The organism is Alteromonas sp. ABV4_515 (assembly GCF_056160345.1).
Window position 1 is genome coordinate 611,656 of the sequence record NZ_JBSWWZ010000001.1, and the last position, 19,942, is coordinate 631,597.

General features: G+C 51.2%; 12 protein-coding genes. 3 read left to right on the forward strand and 9 right to left on the reverse strand.

Annotated features, from left to right (window positions below; translation table 11 throughout):
- Window positions 1-122: 122 nt before the first annotated feature.
- Window positions 123-1,400: an aminotransferase class V-fold PLP-dependent enzyme gene (locus ACXAGX_RS02630; protein WP_474836416.1), complete on the forward strand. Its 1,278-nt coding sequence runs from the start codon at window positions 123-125 to the stop codon at window positions 1,398-1,400.
- 24 nt (window positions 1,401-1,424) lie between these two features.
- Here ACXAGX_RS02630 and ACXAGX_RS02635 read toward each other — a convergent pair whose 3' ends face one another.
- Window positions 1,425-3,278 carry a metallophosphoesterase family protein gene (locus ACXAGX_RS02635; protein ID WP_474836418.1) on the reverse strand — a complete coding sequence of 618 codons (1,854 nt, stop codon included), beginning with the start codon at window positions 3,276-3,278 and terminating at the stop codon, window positions 1,425-1,427.
- Between the two features lie 230 nt (window positions 3,279-3,508).
- Here ACXAGX_RS02635 and ACXAGX_RS02640 point away from each other — a divergent pair, with 230 nt between their 5' ends.
- On the forward strand, window positions 3,509-4,564 hold the full coding sequence (locus tag ACXAGX_RS02640) for a Ca2+-dependent phosphoinositide-specific phospholipase C (protein WP_474836420.1): 1,056 nt from the start codon (window positions 3,509-3,511) through the stop codon (window positions 4,562-4,564).
- 35 nt (window positions 4,565-4,599) lie between these two features.
- Complete coding sequence (locus ACXAGX_RS02645) at window positions 4,600-7,350, forward strand: TonB-dependent receptor (protein WP_474836422.1); 2,751 nt, start codon at window positions 4,600-4,602, stop codon at window positions 7,348-7,350.
- Window positions 7,351-7,450: 100 nt separating this feature from the next.
- Here the strand turns inward: ACXAGX_RS02645 and ACXAGX_RS02650 are convergent, their stop codons facing one another.
- The 8 genes from ACXAGX_RS02650 to ACXAGX_RS02685 all read right to left on the reverse strand — a co-directional run bounded on the left by ACXAGX_RS02650 (window position 7,451) and on the right by ACXAGX_RS02685 (window position 19,767).
- Entirely contained in the window at window positions 7,451-10,390 is a 2,940-nt protein-coding gene (locus ACXAGX_RS02650; RefSeq protein ID WP_474836424.1) for a TonB-dependent receptor, read from the reverse strand.
- A gap of 11 nt (window positions 10,391-10,401) precedes the next feature.
- Window positions 10,402-11,388, reverse strand: coding sequence for a FecR family protein (locus ACXAGX_RS02655; RefSeq protein ID WP_474818845.1), 987 nt, complete (start codon window positions 11,386-11,388; stop codon window positions 10,402-10,404).
- Between the two features lie 69 nt (window positions 11,389-11,457).
- The gene (locus ACXAGX_RS02660; RefSeq protein ID WP_474818844.1) at window positions 11,458-11,991 is read right to left on the reverse strand and encodes an RNA polymerase sigma factor; all 534 of its coding nucleotides are present in this window, start codon (window positions 11,989-11,991) and stop codon (window positions 11,458-11,460) included.
- A gap of 85 nt (window positions 11,992-12,076) precedes the next feature.
- Window positions 12,077-13,354, reverse strand: coding sequence for a sensor histidine kinase (locus ACXAGX_RS02665; protein ID WP_474836426.1), 1,278 nt, complete (start codon window positions 13,352-13,354; stop codon window positions 12,077-12,079).
- 1 nt (window position 13,355) lies between these two features.
- The gene (locus ACXAGX_RS02670) at window positions 13,356-14,027 is read right to left on the reverse strand and encodes a response regulator transcription factor (RefSeq protein WP_474836428.1); all 672 of its coding nucleotides are present in this window, start codon (window positions 14,025-14,027) and stop codon (window positions 13,356-13,358) included.
- Window positions 14,005-17,166, reverse strand: a complete 3,162-nt coding sequence (locus ACXAGX_RS02675; protein WP_474836430.1) for an efflux RND transporter permease subunit — start codon at window positions 17,164-17,166, stop codon at window positions 14,005-14,007. The genes ACXAGX_RS02670 and ACXAGX_RS02675 overlap by 23 nt, the downstream gene beginning before the upstream one ends.
- On the reverse strand, window positions 17,156-18,409 hold the full coding sequence (locus tag ACXAGX_RS02680; protein ID WP_474836432.1) for an efflux RND transporter periplasmic adaptor subunit: 1,254 nt from the start codon (window positions 18,407-18,409) through the stop codon (window positions 17,156-17,158). Before ACXAGX_RS02680 ends, ACXAGX_RS02675 begins: the two co-directional genes overlap by 11 nt.
- On the reverse strand, window positions 18,406-19,767 hold the full coding sequence (locus ACXAGX_RS02685) for a TolC family protein (RefSeq protein WP_474836434.1): 1,362 nt from the start codon (window positions 19,765-19,767) through the stop codon (window positions 18,406-18,408). The genes ACXAGX_RS02680 and ACXAGX_RS02685 overlap by 4 nt, the downstream gene beginning before the upstream one ends.
- Window positions 19,768-19,942 lie beyond the last annotated feature (175 nt).

Consider the following 19,942-nt stretch of genomic DNA (forward strand, 5'->3'; position numbering starts at 1 on the left):
CCACATCTTCGGCTAAATTTTCCGCACATCCGTCTCAAAACCGGGACTTTTACATTTCAAGATTATAGCGTGGAAATTGCAACACTATAACATTACTAAAAATAACAAGGTTTGGGGAACACATGTCATCCAGAAGACAGTTTTTGAAATATTCAGCGGCATTTGCCGCATCATCTACCGCTTTATCTTTATCTGCTCAGCAATTTGAAAGTCCGGTTGGTTCAGCTGCAACCGTGGCCAGGGATGAGAACTTTTGGCAAGCCGTACGCAGTCAGTTTGATGTGCAAAACGACATCATCAATCTGGAACAGGGCTACTGGGGCAAAATGGCCAATTCTGTTCAGCAGGCCTTCTTTGACCACACGGAGAAGGTCAATCATGCCATGTCCTGGTACGTGCGTAAGCAGTATAAAGCCGATTTTCTTGCCGCGCGGGAGTCTGTTGCTGACGCTTTGAAGGTTAAAACTCATGAGATCATGCTGACCCGCAATGCCACGGAATCATTCGTGAATTTGATCACGCAATTCAATGATTTTAAGGAAGGCGATGAAATCTTGTGGGCAGATATAGATTACCCTGCCTACCAGGACATGATGGTCTGGTTAAGCGAAAGTAGAAACGTAAAAGGTCACGAGTTATCACTTCCGGCCTCCGGTGCAGATGATGATTACGTTGATGCGTATCGCAAAGCATTTAAGCGCAATCCACGTTTAAAACTGATGCTGCTTACCCATGTGAGCAATCAGCATGGCCTTGTTATGCCGGTTAAGCGTATTGCAGAACTTGCGCGAGAACATGGAATCTATGTTATTTGTGATACCGCTCAGTCCTGGGGTCTACTCGACTTCACGCCGGATGAACTTGGTGTCGACTGGGCAATTTTCAATTTGCATAAATGGATTGGTTCACCGGTGGGTGTAGGCGCTCTGTATATGCGGGAACACACCTTAGCACCTGTAATGCCCTTTCCGGGCGAAGATCCGGGCGACAATGACGTGGCTAACCGCGTACATCTTGCAACGTCTGACTTCGCCAGTTTCTTAAGCGTGCCAGATGCCCTGGCATTTCACCACAAAATTGGCGGCAAAAATAAAGAAGCGCGGTTGCGGTATTTGTGGGAAAGCTGGACGCTACCACTGAGGGAAAACCCTGAAGTTGAAATACTTGGCGCAGCCAGTTCACATAATGCATCTGGCATGGGTGGCTTTCGTTTAAAAGGCAAAACCAGCCCCGAAGAAAATCAGGCATTACAAAAACGCCTGGAAGAAGAATTTGGTATTTTTACCGTTGTCAGAAATGACTTATCCAGCGGCAGTAATATCCGCGTGACGCCGCAAATTTTTACCCCGGTTGCCCACATGCAGAAGCTGGCAGAAGCGATCATCACGATAGCAGGCTGACAACGGGGCGCGCCAGCGCCCCTGTTAGATGCCCTTCACCGTGATTGACGTAACGTCCCGTGATACCGCCACGTCGCTGAGCAGTTCGACAAAGCGCCTCACCAGGTGCGTATGCAAAAGAGCAGTTTCTGGCAACTCACAATGCAACGTGGCATCCCTGAGGCGCTCGTATACTATCTCCCGTCCACCGAGGTCAGCAAACTGACCGGCGTTTCTCATCCGGTAATAATCGTTCGCCAAGGTAATGGCGGGCATTGCGAGCAGTGCTGCATCAGTAACGCGACCGACATTGCCACACACCAGCGTTTCCAGTGCGTCACCAACCGTTTTGCTTTGAATGAAAGTAGCCAGCGGCTGCGGCCATTCACGACCCACATAGCGCTGACGCACCACTTCTTTTAAATGCGCGTCGGTAAAACGCAGATAGTCCGGCGCATCTAGAATGGTTTTATCCCAGTTCATCAGCCCCGCCTGGTTGCGGTATTGCCATTCTTTAGCATACACAGGGAACAAGGTATCGAAACGGGCGACTTGCTGCTGAATGATGGTATCAACCTGAGTACTGCCATCATTGCTTAAGGTAACCACGCTGTAGCCTGGCTGATAGGCAGCCAGTGACGGTACCTGCACATTCACCAGCCCGCCAGTATCTTCGGGCTGTGCAATGTCGTACAGGTGCATGTGTCCGGCCATGTGCAACCGCAATCCTAGATCAGACAGAATCTGCGTTGTCGATGCTGACGGCATACGTTTTAGTTGCATGCCGGTGTCTCCGAACAGCTCAGCCAGCTGCTTTCGTGTGTTGTCGTAGAAGTCCGCCATAGGAAAATGGCTGAACGCAATCAGGCGCTTGTTATGCTCTTCTGCTCGCTTTACTACGCCCGCTATCCAATCAAGGAGTTCAGGTTTATAGTCCACCAGCGCGTTATAACCCGCATTTCCCGAACCATTAAATTCCCGCGACGAAACCATTCCTTTGGGTGTATACACATTGGCGTCGATAGCCAATAGCCAAAGGCCTTCTACCGGTTCAACCAGATAGCTGGCATCTGGCATGAAGATACAAGATTTGCCGCTCTCTTCAGTCGAATTGCTTTCCCTACTTTTACTTTCTGGATCGCACCACCGCCAGCCACGTTTGGCAACATCAGCGGTTCCAAAGGGCGTTTCATACAACACATCCTGCGATGACGGGCTAAAGCCCTGTGATTTCAGGGTTTCCATGATGTCAACATAGCCCCATTCCCGCAGTGCATTGCTGCATTGCCATGCCGATTTATTCAGGCAATCAGGGTGGTCAGGACTCATTACCGCTACTTCTTTGCCGCTTCGATGCAGAAAGTCTTTCTTTCCTCCGGCACGGGAGAAGGGTCGCACAGGGTCGTGGTTGCCAGTAATCGCAAAAAAGCGCATGCCGTATTTATCGGAGTATTCAGCCAGAATGGCAGCCAGCGCCTTCACATTGGCAGGCTGTCCGTCATCAGAAAAATCTCCGGGTAACGCCACCAGCTTTATGCCTTTGGCAGCAATCTCATCCAATGCAGCGCGAAAAACAAAATAGTTTTCATTGAACAGGCGGGTACTGTTGAGTTGTGCCTGCATGCTGCGCATTAACACCGGTGTTTGTGCTCCCTGCGTGCTTTGATCTGATGTTCGCGCATCTGCGATTACGGGCAGTTCAGAGGCTTCCAAATTTTCAGCTGCCGAGAAGAAGTCATGCAAATGAATGTCTGCAAGAAAGGCAATTTGTAACTCCTGCTCTTTCTCCTGATTACCAGGTTCCGGCAATTCAGTTTTCGCCGCTTCGGCACCGCAGCCAGAAAGTATTATTCCGGCAACCATACCAAACACCCATTTTCCCCATAATACCGTTTTCATTTTTCCCATCCTGAATAGCGAATGCCGCCCGTTAAAACATACAAAAAAATAGCGGCCCAACTCACATAGACGTGCACCTTTAAAAAACGGGGACAGAGATTTTTCAATGTCACAAAAACTTCATCTGAAATGTGACAATTTTATGAATATTAATAGGTTAGCGATTTTTTGCTGTCCCCGAAATTTTGCTTTTCGCATCTTCCTCACACATGACCTGTGAGAGAAAACCAATGCGACTTTTAACAACCCTGCTTTTATCCATAGCGGCTACGCAAACAACGTTTGCTGGTGCACTTACGGATTATCAATGGATTGGCTCGCACAACAGCTACAAGCAAGGCTTGCCTGCATCGGTTTATCAGTTTTTGGCCAACAACAATCCCCGAGCTGCTAAACAGGTTAATTACGGCCACGGCGCTCTTGAAGTACAACTGGATTCAGGTTTGCGTCAGTTAGAAATTGACGTGGTGAATGACCCCACAGGCAATCAATATGACAAACCGGAACTGGCTACACGCCTTGGTGAAACCTGGCTAAGTGATGAAGCGCAACGGGAACTGGCACGACCGGGTTTTAAGGTACTGCATATACCTCACGTTGATGTGCAATCTCACTGCACCGATTTTGCCGCTTGCCTGGACAAGTTAAAACGCTGGTCTGAGGCCCATGCTGACCACTTCCCTATTGTGGTACTAATGAATGCCAAAGAGAACCAGCCTTCTTTTATAAAAAGCCCTGCGCCTGCGCCCTTCACTGCAGCCACTTACGACCAACTCAATGAAGTCATCCGCACTGCATTAAAAGAGCGCGTTATCACCCCTGACGATATCCGTGGTGACTTCAGCACTCTGCGTGAGGCCGTGCTTGAACGCGGCTGGCCTGACGCTGACAGCCTGCGCGGCAAATTTATCTTCGTGTTCGATGGCAACGTTGATCAGAACGCGCGCTTCATGGCAAACCATACAGGACTGAAAGGTCGCGTGATGTTTGCCTCGTTACCGGCAAACGATGATGGCGCCGCTTTCATGATCATCAACGACCCGTTTACGCAACACACCGAAATTAAACAGCGTGTGGCAGAGGGGTTTCTGGTTCGCACCCGAGCCGATGCTGACTTCAGTGCCTGCAATGAAGAAAAAGCAGCGCAAAAACTGGCGGCGTTTACCAGTGGCGCGCAAATGATTTCCACCGATTTTTATCCGGGTTCTTCGCAGGCAAAACGTGACGGCCACGTTGTCAGTTTTGCCAATGGCGCCCTGCGCCGGAAGAACCCGGTTTCCCAGTAATTCACATCACTCAACATTAAAAACAGGAACACACTATGACAACCACGTTTAAGAAACACGTTCTGGCGGCTTCCGTCATCAGCGTATTAGGCTCCATTTCTTCTGCTGCTGTGGCACAAGAACAAGCCAGTGCAGACGACATTGAAAAAATTGAAGTGTCAGGCTTTCGTAGCTCACTCATTAAAGCAAAAGATCTGAAAAAAGATGCGCTGGGCACGCAAGATACCATTCTGGCCGAAGACATTGCCGACTTCCCCAGCCTGAACCTGGCAGAATCCCTGCAGCGTGTACCGGGCGTCACCATTACCCGTGAAGCGGGTGAAGGCCGTCAAATTTCATTACGTGGTCTGAATGCAGACTTTACGCAAGTACAGTTAAACGGCATGGAAGCACTGGGCACGTCTTCTTCGCCCATGGACAGTCGTGGTACCACAAACAACTCTCGCTCTTTCGACTTCAACATTTTTGCGTCAGAACTGTTTAACCAAATCGACGTGAAGAAATCGTACTCTGCTGATATGGATGAAGGTGGTATCGGCGGTACGGTAGGTCTGCACACTGCCAAACCTTTTGATTACGATGGCTTCAAGGGTGCTATCAGTGCACAAGCGGGTCAGAACTCAAATACCGAGGACACCAGCCCGCGCATCGCGGCTCTGGTTTCGAATACCTGGGACAAGTTCGGCGCACTGTTCTCCATCGCATACAGCAACCGCGATACCAGCGAACAGGGCTATAACACCTATCGCTGGCGTCCTCGTGATGCCCAGGGTTCTGACATTTCTGCGTTATCAGCGGAAGATCAGGACGCGGTAAACAGTGGTGATTTGCGCTTCTCCCGTGGTAGCCGCTACTCTTTGTTTAACAGCGACCAAACCCGGCTGGGTGCAACGGTTGCACTGCAGTATCGTCCTACCAGCGACCTGTCGTTCGGTTTAGATGCGCTGTACGGCAAACTGGATAACAAGCGCTCTGAATTTCACCTGCAAAGCCGTGGTTCCAGCTCAACGGCGTTAGGCTGCACCGGGCCGGACTACGATGACGGCGCGCGCTACTACTGCTCTGAACTGTCCGACATTGAATACAACAGCAACAATGAAGTGGTGTACTCAGAATGGCAAAACACGGCGCTGCATTCAGAAAGTCGTGATCAAACAGCGAAAACAGAAATCACCCAGTTTGTATTCAATGCTGACTGGACGGTGAATTCTGATTTATCGCTATCTGCCCTTGCTGGTCACATGAAGAGCGAATACCAAGACAACAGCGCTAAGGTGTATCTTGAATCCTTCGGCGACATGACACTGGACTTCCGCCCAGACCGATTCTACGGCCAGAACACCTATATCAACGACTACGATCCAACTAACATCGATGAGTTCCGCTATCATGAAATTGACCTACTTGAAAACGAGGTAGAGAACAGTTTCGACGTGGCTAAAATTGATGCCGATTTGTTTCTCAATGATATCAGCAGCGTGAAGTTCGGGTTGTCGTATAAGAAGTTCAAACACATGGACAACTACCTGCAAACCGACAACCTGCTGCGCAGTGAATGGCAGTCGGGTGAAGTGTCTGACATCGTTGACCCTGCCACTGTGTACGTAAATAACGGGCACGAACGTCAGTCGTGGCTGAGTACAGATGTGAACGCCGTGCTTGCCGACTTCAATATCGACCGTAATGGCACCATGAGCCGCACGCCAAACAATGTGGAAGAAGAAACCAAAGCAGCGTATGCGCTTTATGATCTTAACATGCTATTGGGCGATACTGAGCTACGTGCAAACTTTGGTGTGCGTTATTATGAAACAGAAATTGCGTCTACCGGCCTGGTTAACGACACCAACTATGTCACCATTGAAAGTGACTACGATGGCTTCCTGCCAGCGATGAACCTGGCGTGGTATGCCACCGACAATCTGGTATTGCGCGCCAGTGCGGGTAAGAACCTGACTCGCCCAACGCTAAATAACCTGGCCGTTGGCGGTAGCATCAACACCGACCCGCTGGCCGGTTCAAGCGGCTTGTCAATCAGCTCTGGTAACCCGTCACTGCAGCCATTCGAAACCCTGAACATGGAAACCGGCGTTGAATACTACTTTGATGACGTAGGCTACGCAGCGCTGTCTTACTTCCGCAAAGACATCGACAACTTTATCGCCACCACCACCATTCCTACACCTTACGGTGAAACCGGTTATCCTTCAGCCCTGATTGAAGGCGCGGTAGACGAAAACGGTGTGGCGCAGTCTGCCAGCACGCTGTACAACGTGTCACAGCCACAGAACCTGGAAGACAGTGATTTCAGCGGTTGGGAAGTGGCGTTTCAGCGTGATTTCGACTTCCTGCCAGCACCGTTTGATAAGCTAGGCGCGATTGCCAACTACACCTATGCGGATGGCGAATCGGTACACAATGTTCTGGTAGACGGCGAAAACGTGCAGGTATCCCGACCGTTCTATGGATTGTCGAAAAATACCTACAACCTAACAGTTTACTACGAAACAGAAACCTGGGGTGCCCGCGTATCTGCAGCCCATCGTGATGACTACCTGACACAGGTAGAAACTTCCAGTGACGATCAGGATGAAGCGGGTTTCCACGGCACCACTTACTATGACTTCTCGGCGTTCTACAACATTAACGAGAAACTGAAAGTGAGCCTGGAAGGCATTAACCTGAGCGATGAGCGTGAAGAGCAGTACTCTGACTCTGATGACCGCCTGTACAACACCACATTAAGTGGTCGTACTGTGTATCTGGGCGTGACTTATGTGATGTAAGTTCTCACTGAACAACCAAAAGGGCCGGTTTCACGGCCCTTTTTGTTCGAATTGGCTTTGTTTCTATCGTTCCAGCCCTGATATAAGTTCAAATAGCGATTCAAAAACGATACGTTACGCCAACGTAGTAATCCCGTCCGCTTAAGGTGGTGTTGTAAGGGCGGTGAGAGGAATCGGAATACTGAATTTCCCTTTGATTGGTGAGATTTGTAGCTTCCAGTCGTAGCTCCCAGTTATCCGCCACGTACCAGGCAATGACGGCATCAACATACACACTTTCTTCGAAGCCGGTTTCGTCTTCATCCTGCAAAGTCTGGCTATCGACCCTTGCGAGATAATCGTCGCGATAGGTGGCTGAAAGGCGAATACTTAAATCGTAGCTTTCCCAGTAAGCAGTAATGTTCGCCAGCCAGGGAGAAAGAAACGGTAAGCTTTTCACCGACAGCGCTTCGCCGGTATTGGCATTATGGTAAGTGAGATCGCCTTCGGTGTAACTCACATTTCCCACCACACCCAGATGGTATTGGGGCGACCAGGGCCAGGGCGTCTCGAGCTGAACACTGGCCTCTACACCGTAAAGCCAGGTTTGCTGGGCATTCTGTGCCGTCACCAGTGTCACACTGTCGCTCGCAGATAGCGAAAGCAAGTCCTCGTATTCCGGAAACTGACTGATTAGTAAGTTGTCACTTACATAAACAATGTAGTCATCCAGATACTTTGTAAATGCGCTCACTGCAAAGCGGTTCGTGTCGAAAAGATATCGCTCCCAGGCAACATCGATATTGTAAGCGCTGTAGGGTTTCAGGCTGTCGTTGTAGCCATAGAGCGTATTTTCTTCGCTGTCATAGCGTACAGCAGCGGCCAGATCATCTAACTGGGGGCGGCCCAGCGTTTTACTCACACTCAGACGCAATGTGTTGTCTGTGGCCAGTCGATAACGCAGATTCACCGCAGGTAGCCAATGGGTGTGACGCAGTGTGCGGTTGCGGGCGAACTCGCTGTCAGAATCGCTGATACGGGTTTGCTCGCTTTCAATGCGTAAGCCTGCATCCAGCAACCAGTTTCCCCAATCTGTGCTGAATGACGAATACAGCGCCAGGCGCTGCTCGATGATGTCGTCTTGTTCGGTGTTATATTCACTTTCAGCGGCAGCATGGGTGCCCTTCAGTGCACTTACCTCATTGGGCAATCCGAAATAATCAAATATCGCATTGGTGTTGAGTGTCAGCCAGTTAAGCTTAGGATGAGCAGTGAGAGGCGTGCTGTAGCTTTCGGGCACCGTGCTGTCTCGTTGCCCGTTTGCCCAGTCAGCAGAAAGGAGATCCTGGATATCATAAAAATCGGTTTGATTGCGAAAATGAACCAGCTCGATGCCGGTCTTCCAGGTCGTGTTATCCGTCGGCTTGTAGGCTAACGTGTAGCGGGCGTTGAAAAAATCCGTGGCGGCGAAATAGGCTTCGGCGTCCAGTTCCTTCATTTGCCAGAAAGTGGGTTGTGTCAGATCGTCCTGATAGGTGATGTCAGCAAAGCGAGCGTCGTGGCGATAATCCACCGTGATATCGGTTTCCCCTTCCATGTAGGCCTTGTTGCTGCGGGGCATATCGTAACGGGCGTGCTCCCAGCCAATCACACCGCTACCGGTTAGCGCCTGTGCCCAATGATGCTCAACATTCATCACCCACTGATTGTAAATGGTGGCCACTTGTTGATAACGACTTTCCGTTCCCACCTGAGCCTGTTCATAGGCCGCATAAATCAGTTCGTTCTGGTCGTTCACAGCGGCATCAACGATACGGGTTTCCCCTTCAATCACCGGAGTCGAATTAAAGCCTCGGGGATACAAGTGATATTCGTATCGCTCACCAGCCAAACGTCCGTGCAACCAATCCAGGGTAACGTGGGCAAAGTCGGTTTTATATTCAATGGAGGCTCCCACTCCGGCGCGGTCCATGTCACTCTGCCATACCGAGTAGCGATTCCCCCGAGGTATGGTTAACTCGCCATTTTGCCATGCACTGACAAGCGCTGTGGGTAAGGCGGAGATATCCGCCCCATCAGGCGGAATACTGCGCCACCGAAAGGTATTTGCGCCCATTTCCTGATAAGAACGGGTGCCGTAGGCCACAGAGAACAATGCGCCCCAGTGACCACGGGTATTCGACACCATGGCAGATACCCGCTTCGATAATGCGTCGGTAAACTGGTTCTCACCGGTTTGGGCAGACAAGTTCCAGTGTAAACCGGGGTGGTCGAAAGGGTGCGCGGTTTTAAGCGCCACAATGCCTGCCATTCCCCCTGTGGGTAATTCAGCATCGTAGGTTTTCAGCACTTGTATTTCACTGAACAAATCAGTGGCAAACAAATTCAGATCGAAAGAACGGTCCCGCTGCTTCTGAAGTCTGCTATCCATGGGCGAATCGTTGTTTGCCAACACTGTCATGCCGTTCAGGGTAACCAGGGTGAAATCCGGGTTGAGCCCCCGCAGCATGATTTGACGGCCTTCCCCGGCTTCACGGGTAATCGACATGCCGGGAATTCGCTGCATCGATTCAGCCAGGTTGCGGTCTGGATAACTGGCAATATCGTTTGATGCAATCACATCGGAAATCACGTGATTCTCACGCTTACGCTGACGGGAGACATCCAGCGAAGCCCGTAATCCGGTAACTGCCACCTCTTCAATAGGCGCTTGGGGGAGCGATTCATCTGCCGGACTAATCACGATACCCTCGGCGGTGATGCGGTATTGCAATCCCGCGGGATGTAGCAGCGCTTCTAAGGCTTGCGGCAAGGTAAACTGGCCATTCAACGCTGGGGTGCTCATGGCCGTATTAACTGCAGCGTCAGTGACAAAAGACTGACCAAACCGCTCAGAGAGCGCGCGCAAGCTGTCTTTAAGCGGTTGGGATGCAATAAAAACAGGAACAGGAGACGGTGAAGAAACCGCAGCGCTGGCGGGTAAGGCAATGCACAAACCTGTCACCACCGCGATGGCAGTGAACGAGAAGCGAGATAGCGTTAACGGCTTAAACACTTTCACAACCCGCCCTGCTAGTCGGACACCGTTATGACGTAGGCGTCATCCTTTTCTACCAGTGAAAGCCCACCTGAATGCGCCAACAATCGCAGGCTTTTCGCTGCTTCATTAAGATTAAACCGTCCGCTAATGCGTTGGTTACCGTTCCCTACCACGTGCACCGGCTTATTCAGATAGCGGGACAATTGCTCGGTTACGATGCCAACAGGCTGATTATCTGCATCTAGCCAACCACTTCGCCATTCCGGCAACAAACTGTCGTCGATTCGGAATGTACGGTGCCAGTTGCCATCTTCCAGGATCACGCCCTCGCCTTTCACCAGCGTGAGCGACTTGTCAGCAAACACACGAACAACCCCCTCGTACACTCTGATCACGGTTTGATGCGCTAGTTTATCTATATCGAACGCGGTGCCGACGACCTGCACCTTGGTGGTATCGACATTAACTACGAAGGGGCGCTCCGGAGCGTGAGCAATATCGAAATAAGCCTGTCCCTGGGTAAGACTCACTTCACGCAACGCCTGCGTGTGATTCACCTGCAATGATGAATTGCCGCTCAGATAGACCACCGAGCCATCTCGCAACACGGCCGATTCAGGTGAGCCTGCGTGTGTTTCGACAGACAGTGTCTGAGCCTGAGCAACGGCCACTGGCGACTCTGTTTGCACGGTATTGTTGTGTTGTAACCCCAGCCAAATAACCAGTACTGCCGCCACCGCCATACTGGCCGCAATGGCAAACCACGGGCGCGCTGTACGGCGTATTTCGACGACGTCAGGCACAATGGTGGTTGTTTTATCGTGGCGCTGTCGACTGGCTAGCTGTATTGCTGCCGCTGCCACCTCAGGCTGGCCAATCGCCGCTGCAATGCGCGTGAAAGCTTGTTGATGTTCAGGCACAGCAAGCCACAGCGACAATTCAACCTTGCCCTGTTCGTCCAGTTCATCAAAGCGATCAAACCAGTCTGCGGCCTGATCTAAATGATCTGCGTGTGTCATCTGTGCCTCTGTTACTTACATTCAATTATATAGATGGTGATTTTATGCATTCGGGGACAAAAAGAATGATTATTCTGCAGATTCTGTCCAACCCGCTTCTTCCAGTTTGAGCGTCAGCTCTACCATGGCCCGGGTAAGGTGCTTTTTCACCGCTTCCACACTCAAATCCAGCGCGGCGGCGATATCGTCCCGGCTCATACCGTCTACTCGCCGCATAACAAAAACGTCCCGGCGTAACGGCGACATTTGTGCCAATACGGTTTCAATAAAAGCCAGTTTACTCGCGTTGTGATAATGGGTTTCGGGACTGTCGTTGGCGGCTTCCAGTTCTTCATTCTGCCAGTCCACGGCATTCGGCACGGCTTTACGCTGAAAATCATACAGCACCGACTTCGCCACGGTAATCATGTAGGCAAGTGGATTTTCCAGTTCGGCGAAGCGCACACTTTTACTGGTGCGCAGCAGGGTTTCCTGCAGCACGTCTTCGGCTACCACCGGATCATTGGTAAGCCCGCGGATAAACGCTTTTAACGCGCTGCGGGACTGAACGGCTGCCGGGTCGGTAATGCCCTGCCAGTCAGCCGGAGAGTTGCTTTCGTTCAATGTTGCCTTCGCTGCAGAAGATGAGAGATGACAACATTAATGCAGATTTATGACAGTGGGATGATACTCAAACAGCAAACTTCAATCATGAGAGCACAATACGCACTTCGCAGCCATCGGAAGTAAAACGGTGCTGATAGGTCCATTCCAGTTTGGCCGTTACCCTTTTCACTAAATCCAAACCAAGCCCGTAACCTAGCTCGTTGCCTGTGGTTGTGTCATCACACTGATCGGTATTGTCTTCACGATTATTGATGGTCAGCGTTTGGCCGCACTGGCGAATGATAACCGTGCCGCTTTGGGTATGTTGGAATGCGTTACGAATAAGGTTGCCGCACACAATGCGAAGCGCCGTACGCGGGATAGAGCAAACGGCCTCATCCGTAGCGAGTTCCACCTGCACCTGCTTTCCGATTAGCAGGTATTGTAAGTCCTGCACCAGTGTAGACAGCATTTTGCCTGGCTGAATTTCAGAGATAACCAGATCGTCGTGGTCCTGTCGGCTCAGCCACAGCAGAGTTTCGGTGAGGTCGGTCATGGTGTGCGAAGCGTGGTCAATCCGTCGTATGGCATTGCCGCCTTTTGATGGCCCCTTCTCTTCAAGCTTATGTAGCAATTCCACACTGGAACGAATCACCGCAATAGGGGTGCGAAGTTCATGGCTGGCGTGGGAAACAAATTCTCGTTCCCTCACCAATCCTTCCCGCACGTGTTGCAGGCTGGAATGGACAATACCCGCCAACTCGTTGAGCTCCTGGTATTTAAATTCCGGTACAGGTTGCTCCAGAGTTTGCTCGTTAAGCCCCTGCGCCCATAAACGTAATCGTTCTACCGGTTTGGACACACTACGCAACAGGATCATCAGCACGCCCGCAAACAATATCAGTACCACCAGACCTAACAGCATAGACCAGCCCTCGTGGGACAGGATGTACCTCGGCTCATCTTCTAATCGCAACGAACCAAACACCTGCGCCACATATCTGTCGGGATGAATGCCTCTGCGATCAACCACTTTCACCACAAACATTGCGCTCGTAGGGCGGAAAAAAATAAATGATCGCTCCACTTCCTTATACAAGTGAAAAGGGCGAAGCGTGTCGGGGTTAAATTTTGATTTAACGCTTTCGGGCAAATCGTTCCAGTCGGCAGCAATAATATAGCTCAATACTTCCTGTGGCTTACCTGGCTCGACCCTGGTCTGTCTGGCTGCATCCACCATAGTGCCGCGCATAACGCCATCCATACCGGCAAAAAAATTCATCATTGCGAGTACGCTGAAACCAGAAATGACCACGGTTCCCATTACCAGCAAAGCAATGAGAATATAGCGTCTTAAACTCAGGCTGAAGCCACGAACCATATTATTGTGCTCCGGAAACTAATCTAAAACCCACACCGGTAGCGGCTTGTACGTCCAGGCCGCTGTCTTTCCCCAGTGCTTTTCTCAAGTGGTGAATATGTACCTTCAGACTGTTGGAGTCTGGTCGGTTTTCTCCCCACACTGCCTGAGAAAGCATTTCCCTGGATACCGGTGCAGGGTAAGCCCGTACCAGTTGTTCAAGAACAACAAACGCGGTGGGGCTCATCTTTATGGGCTCGCCTGCCAACGTAGCCGTTTTTCCGTTCACGTCTACGCAAAGTTCACCACATCGCAGCTGCTTTACCTGTCCGCTTCGTCGCAACGACAGCGCTTGCAAACGTGCCACCAGCTCAGCCATGGCGAACGGCTTTACCAGATAATCATCGGCGCCTTTAGCAAACCCGGCCAGCTTGTCATCTAGCTGGTCCCGTGCGGTGAGCATGATAACCGGAGTATCATTGCCCTTTTCACGCAGCTTCTCGCAGACCGACAAGCCATCCAGTCGGGGCAAATTGATATCCAGAATGACCACGGCATATTCGTTTTCCTCCAGAAAATTCAGTGCGGCCACGCCGTTACTGGCATGATCACAGTCAAAGTCTTCCAGTGCCAGATAATCAACAATGTTCCCGGCTAAATCGAAATCATCTTCAACCAGCAGTAATGTGGTCATTGCGGTCTCCAAACCGTTTTCCAATGGCATGCTTAAGTGACAGCAGACCACGTTTGGCATCTTCGTTAATCAGCACCAGTGCAGGAATAAGCAACAAGGTGATGACAGTGGCAAACAGAATACCATAACCTAACGATGCCGCCGCAGGGATCAGGAACTGGGCCTGACGTGAGGTTTCACCAAGAATAGGATACAACCCGGCGAAGGTGGTTACCGATGTCAGCAGAACGGCCCGCAAGCGGCTACTGCAAGATTCGACAATAGCGTCTTGCACACCTTGCCCCATGCGGCGCAGTTCATTGAACCGGGAAACCAGTAACAATGAGTCATTCACCACTACCCCGCTGAGGGCGAGAATGCCGTTCAATGAAAGCAAGCTCATCATCAGTCCGTTACTCCAATGACCGAGAATAGCCCCAACGATGCCAAAGGGAATGGCGGTCATGATGATTAGCGGCTGTATGTACGATTTCAATGGAATGGCTAGGAGTGAATAGATCGCAATCAGCGCCAGGATGAACACCGTTTCCATAGAGCTCTGGGTTTCTTCCTGTTGCTCGGCTTCACCGGCAAAGTGAATTTTAAGATCGGCATACTGACGCTCAAGCTTCGCCGCCAAACCTTCGTTCAACTGTTGCACTAGCTCTGTAGACGTGACCGTATCACTAACAACCGACGCAGAGACAGTAAGCGCTCGCAAACCATCAATCCGTGTGATTTGTTTCTGCTGGCTATCTGGGATGATTCTGGCGACCACATCCAGTGGTACCACTGTACCATCGTCCAAACGCACACGGGCGTTAAGAATATCTGCGGGGTTAGAACGATCGGCTTCCGGGTAACGTACCCGCACTTTCACCTCGTTCTTGTCGCGCAGATAACGCTGAACAATTTCACCACCGAATGCCCGCAGTAATTGCTGTGAAAGGCTTTTGGTATCCATACCCAGCGCGCGGCCCTGGGGCGTTAGTTCAAAGCGCAGCATGGCTTCACCGGGTGTGAGTGAACTTTCCACACTGTGAACCCCCTCGATACTGGCGAGCTCTTCACGAAAAGCCGCTTCAGCCGCGTTCAGGGTGTCGTTACTGATACTTTTCAGCTCAACCTGGAAGGCACTTACCATCTCGCGGCGGGATTGAATTTTAAGTTGCTTCACCCCTTCCGGGTTCCCTGCCAGTTCACGCCACTTACTTGCCAGCTCGTCCAGTGTGTAAGGCTTGTCCTCTGAAAGAAACACGGTCAGGCTACCACTTTGGTCACCAGAGGCGGTAACCTGCAGGTTACCAATACCCGAACCTTCAAGACCATGCTTTTCCATCAAAAAAGCGTCGGCCTGATTGAGGGTATTTTCAAGGCGGGTAAGGTTCTTCTCATTCTGACCATAACTGGCATCGCTCTGTAAGGTCATGGTAGCGGATACCGTGTCACCCGGCATGCTGGGGAAAAAGCCGACCCGCACAATACCGTTCATAGGCATGCCAATCACCAGAATAAACAGGGCAATGAACAGCATTACCGAGGCATAGCGATACTGAATCGCTTTTTTCAACGCAGGCTGATACATGCGCTCGTTGAAGAAAGACAGTCCCCGATCGGCACCGCGCTGCACTTTACCCCACAAGTCAGCAATGCCTTTTTTCGGCTTTCTGTGTGTGGGCAAGTGTGCAAGGTGAGCCGGTAGAATGAGCTTAGATTCAACCACCGACAGTAACAGACAAATCGTGACAATCATACCGAACTGAGAATACAGCTTCCCTAATCCGCCTTCCACGTTCGACAACGCAAAGAACGTCGCCACCGTGGTTAACACACCAAATAAGGTAGGCACAGCAACCCGTAAGGTGCCTTTAATCGTGTTGCTCAACGTATCGCCGTATTTCTGCCGGGTGGAGTATACGCTCTCCCCCACCACTACGGCGTCATCCACCACAATCCCCAGGGCCATTATGAAACCAAACGTGGTCATTTCATTAATGGTCATGCCTGCAAAATCGTCGGTCATGAAAAACAGTGTGCCGAAGAAGATAAACGGCAAGCCTGCCGCAACCCAGAACGCCACGCGTAAGTTCAGGAATATTGCCAGTGTTATGAACACCAGAATAATGCCCGACATGGCATTTTTAGTGAGCAGAGAAAGGCGGTCGGTGATCATAGAGCTGCTGTCGTACCAGGTTTCCAGCTCGACACCTTCAGGCAGTAAATCGCGCTCGTGCCAGTCGGCAACGACCTGCTTCGCCTGTTCAACCATGTTGACCACGTCACCGTTTTCGTCCATCACGATCTCGATACCGTAGCCGTTCACGCCGTTATAACGGGCCAGCGAATAGCTATCGTCGGCAAACATATCGGTGACTTTGGCTACATCGCCCACGGTAAGATAGGTGCCGTTGTCATTGGCTACCAGCGGAATACTGGCAAAGTCTTCGGCATAATAGGCTTGTTCAGACGCCTTAAGACGGATGACTTTCTCTTTGTTCCGCAGGCTAGTGGTCAGGGCGGTAGCCGACTCCTGATTAATTGCATCAGCAATGTCGGACATGGTGATCCCATAAGCCTGCAACTTCGCTTCATCAATTTCGATGGACATCATCGGGTCGATAAAATTAGGGGTACTGACTTCGCGAATACCGTCTTTGGCCAGTAATTCTCGTTCCAGGCGCTCGCCCAGTTGTTGCAGGGTGGCGCGGTCGGTATCGCCGTATAACTCAACCCAGATCACATGCTCCTGACGACGCCCTTTCGAAATCACCGCTTTTTCTGCATCTGACGGGAAATTGTAGATACTGTCGACTTTGGTTTTCACATCGGTTAGCAGCGTATCGAGGTCGTAGTCACTTTCCTTCTCAACCTGCACACTGGCGCCGCTGGCAGATGAGGTAGACGTGATCCGCTTAATGCCTGGCACAGATTCGAGCGCATTCTCGATATTAATCGCAATGCCCTCTTCCGCCTGCTCGGCATCACCACTGTCGTAGGTCATGGACACGGTAATAAAACGGGGGTCCATGCTTGGGAATGCCTCTTTGCGGATATCGCTCAACGACGCAATACCCACCACAATCATTGTCAGCATCAGCAGGTTAGCGGCTACCGGGTTACGGGCAAACCAGCCAATGATACCGCCGTTATTATTGTCCATCAGAGGCCTCCGATACCGGCATTACTTTTGTATTCACTAAGTAACTGTTGAGTGGGCGCACGACAATTTTTGCCATATCCATACCTTCCACCGGGGTGATAAAGGCGTGACCGCCTTCCATAAACAGTACTGACGGTGTGAATTTATCCAGCGTGTTATTATCGGTGACGAACCAAACTTCCTGCTTCTGCGAAATCGCCGTAGACGGAATTTGCCACACGTCATCCCACACGCGACCAGTGATTTTCGCCACCACATAAGTGCCGAAATAAAGCGGTGTAGATTGCTCAAGAGGTTTTGCCACACGTACAACAGCGCTACGCTGGCGCGACGTGGTATCAAGATGTTGCTCCACACGCTCAACCACACCCTGCCATTGAGTAAGCCCGTCCATGTCGGTGAGCGTTACCGGCCACTGCTGCTGTTTAAGCGAGCTTGCAGGTGGCAGGTTGTTCCACTGACTGGCAGAAAGCGGCACAGAGATTTCGGCGATATCCGTAGCGTACAAGCCAGCAACATCAGCACCAGACTGAACAAAACTGCCAGGCTGAATACTTCTGCTCACGACCACACTGTTAAACGGAGACGTAATTTCCGTATAAGCCAGGTCGCGCTTGGCCTGCGTCAAGGCTTCACTGGCTTGCTTAACCGCAGCCTCCGCGGCGGCCAGTTGCGGCTCGCGCAGTACCAGCGCGGAAGAAGGTTCGCCATCAAGGCCCGAACGCTGCCATTCAGACAGTGCCTGCTTGCCTTGTAATCGCTCTTCTTCCAGGGCAACTTTTGCCTCTTCCAGCGCGGCACTAGCTGCAGCAGCCGCTTGTTTGTAGTCGGTATCGTCGATGGTTGCCAGGGTGTCGCCTTCACTGAACTGTACGCCGGTTTCAAAATTATCAGCCAATGACTGGATGCGCCCTGCTACTTGTGCAGATAAAGTAAGATTGAACTGTGGGTTCACCTGGCCGTAACCTTCCACATTGGCCTGATGCGAGCGGCTTACCACATTCACCACACCCACCTCAGGTACCGTTGCTTCCTGTGCGCCCATACTTGGACGAGAAGGTGTTGCTGCACGCTCGGGATTTTGTGAACCCGGCTCAGCGTTCGGCTGGGAAGATTCGGGTTTACCGCCAGGGGCAGACGGTGGTCCTGGCGGCTGCGACGAGCCACCTACCACTTGTAACGACAGGAAAATCACCGCTGCCGCAGCAAGGGTGACAATTATAGTTTTACGTTTCTGACTCATGACGATACTCCAAGGCCCAGCGCCAGGCCCAGGTCAATGCGGTTTGATAATTGATTGCGTTGCAGTTGTACCAACTGCGCTTCCAGCGAATAGGTGGTTTGGGTGACCGAGAGGTAATCGAGTATGTCGCTCAAACCCTGACGGTACTGGCTGGTGTAGTTGTCCAGGCTACGTCTGGCGTTCTGATACGCCTGACGGGTGTGCTGTTGCTGGCGCTGGTAGGTGGTTTCCAAATCCAGTGCCGATTGCACTTCCTGTACGGCAGTCAGCAGAGTTTGTTGATAACCCCACCAACTGTTCAGGGTATCCAGTTCTGCCAGTTTGATATTGGCTCGCAGTTCACCACCTTGGAATAGTGGCGCAGTTACACTGCTTAACAGGCTCCATACCGGATCTTTAAACAATGCTAACGCTGGCGTGCCGCCACTGTCACTGAGTGAACCAGAAATACTTAATGAAGGAAGCAGTTGTTTATACGCGACTTTCTCAGAGGACTCATTCGCTTTTATCTGATAATACGCCGCCATTAGGTCCGGCCGGCGGGCCAAATCCTGTTCGGGCATGGTTGCCAGTGGCAATATCACTTCCGGGAACTGACTGGCATCACTAATATCACTTAGCGACATATCGGTTCTGCCCAGCAACACCGCCAGTGAACGCCGTGAATTCGCCAGGTTGTATTCGTATTCTGCAATATTTGCGCGAGAAGTTGCGCTGCTGGTACGGGCGGTGTCTAAATCGCTCAAGGTGCCAAGACCTGCCCGGTAGCGCGCCAGAATCACACTTTCACTGTTTTCCAGCGTAGCGAGGTTTCTTCGCTCAATTTCCAACACTTTTTGCTGTGTTATTACGTCAAGATAAGCCTGCATCACGCTGGCTGCTAATGTCGCTTGCGCCGACTGCAGTGCGGCGGCATTGCTCTGAGAAGTGAATTCAGCTGCACTCACACTGTTTCCAATGCGATTCCACACATCAAGTTCCCAGCTTACATTCAGTGCAGCGCTATACACGTCTTCCCCGTTCTCAGATTTTGAGCCCGACAATGAGGTTGATGCCTGCGGCAGTCGGGATGCGTTTGCCGAGGTTTCCCGCACCCGGGATTGCTTCAAGGTGATCAGCGTTTGTTGCAATCCGGGGTTATGCAGCAAGGCTTCGTCGATTAGATGCTGCACTTGTGCAACCGGCATTAACTCAACAAGACTGGTTGTTCTTTTGGCATTCGACTGCTCGAGGCCCCAGCTTTCACCGGTGTTAAGGCTTTCCAATGCCTGCTCACTGTAATGGGTTTCGGATTGACTGGCGCAGCCGCTTAGAAGGCAACTGATGCCGATTGCCAGCATCGACAGTTTAACGTTCATGACGCATCTCTTATTACTCTGATGATCTCAGAATAACGCGGGGAGGGTTAACGACGGGTTAACGCGCAAATTGAAACGTAAAAAGTGAAACGCTAAAAGCAAAAAAAGTGGAAGGTAGGCGCTCCCACCTTTTCACTATCACAGGCGCAATGGCCTTATGATGTAAAAAAACAGG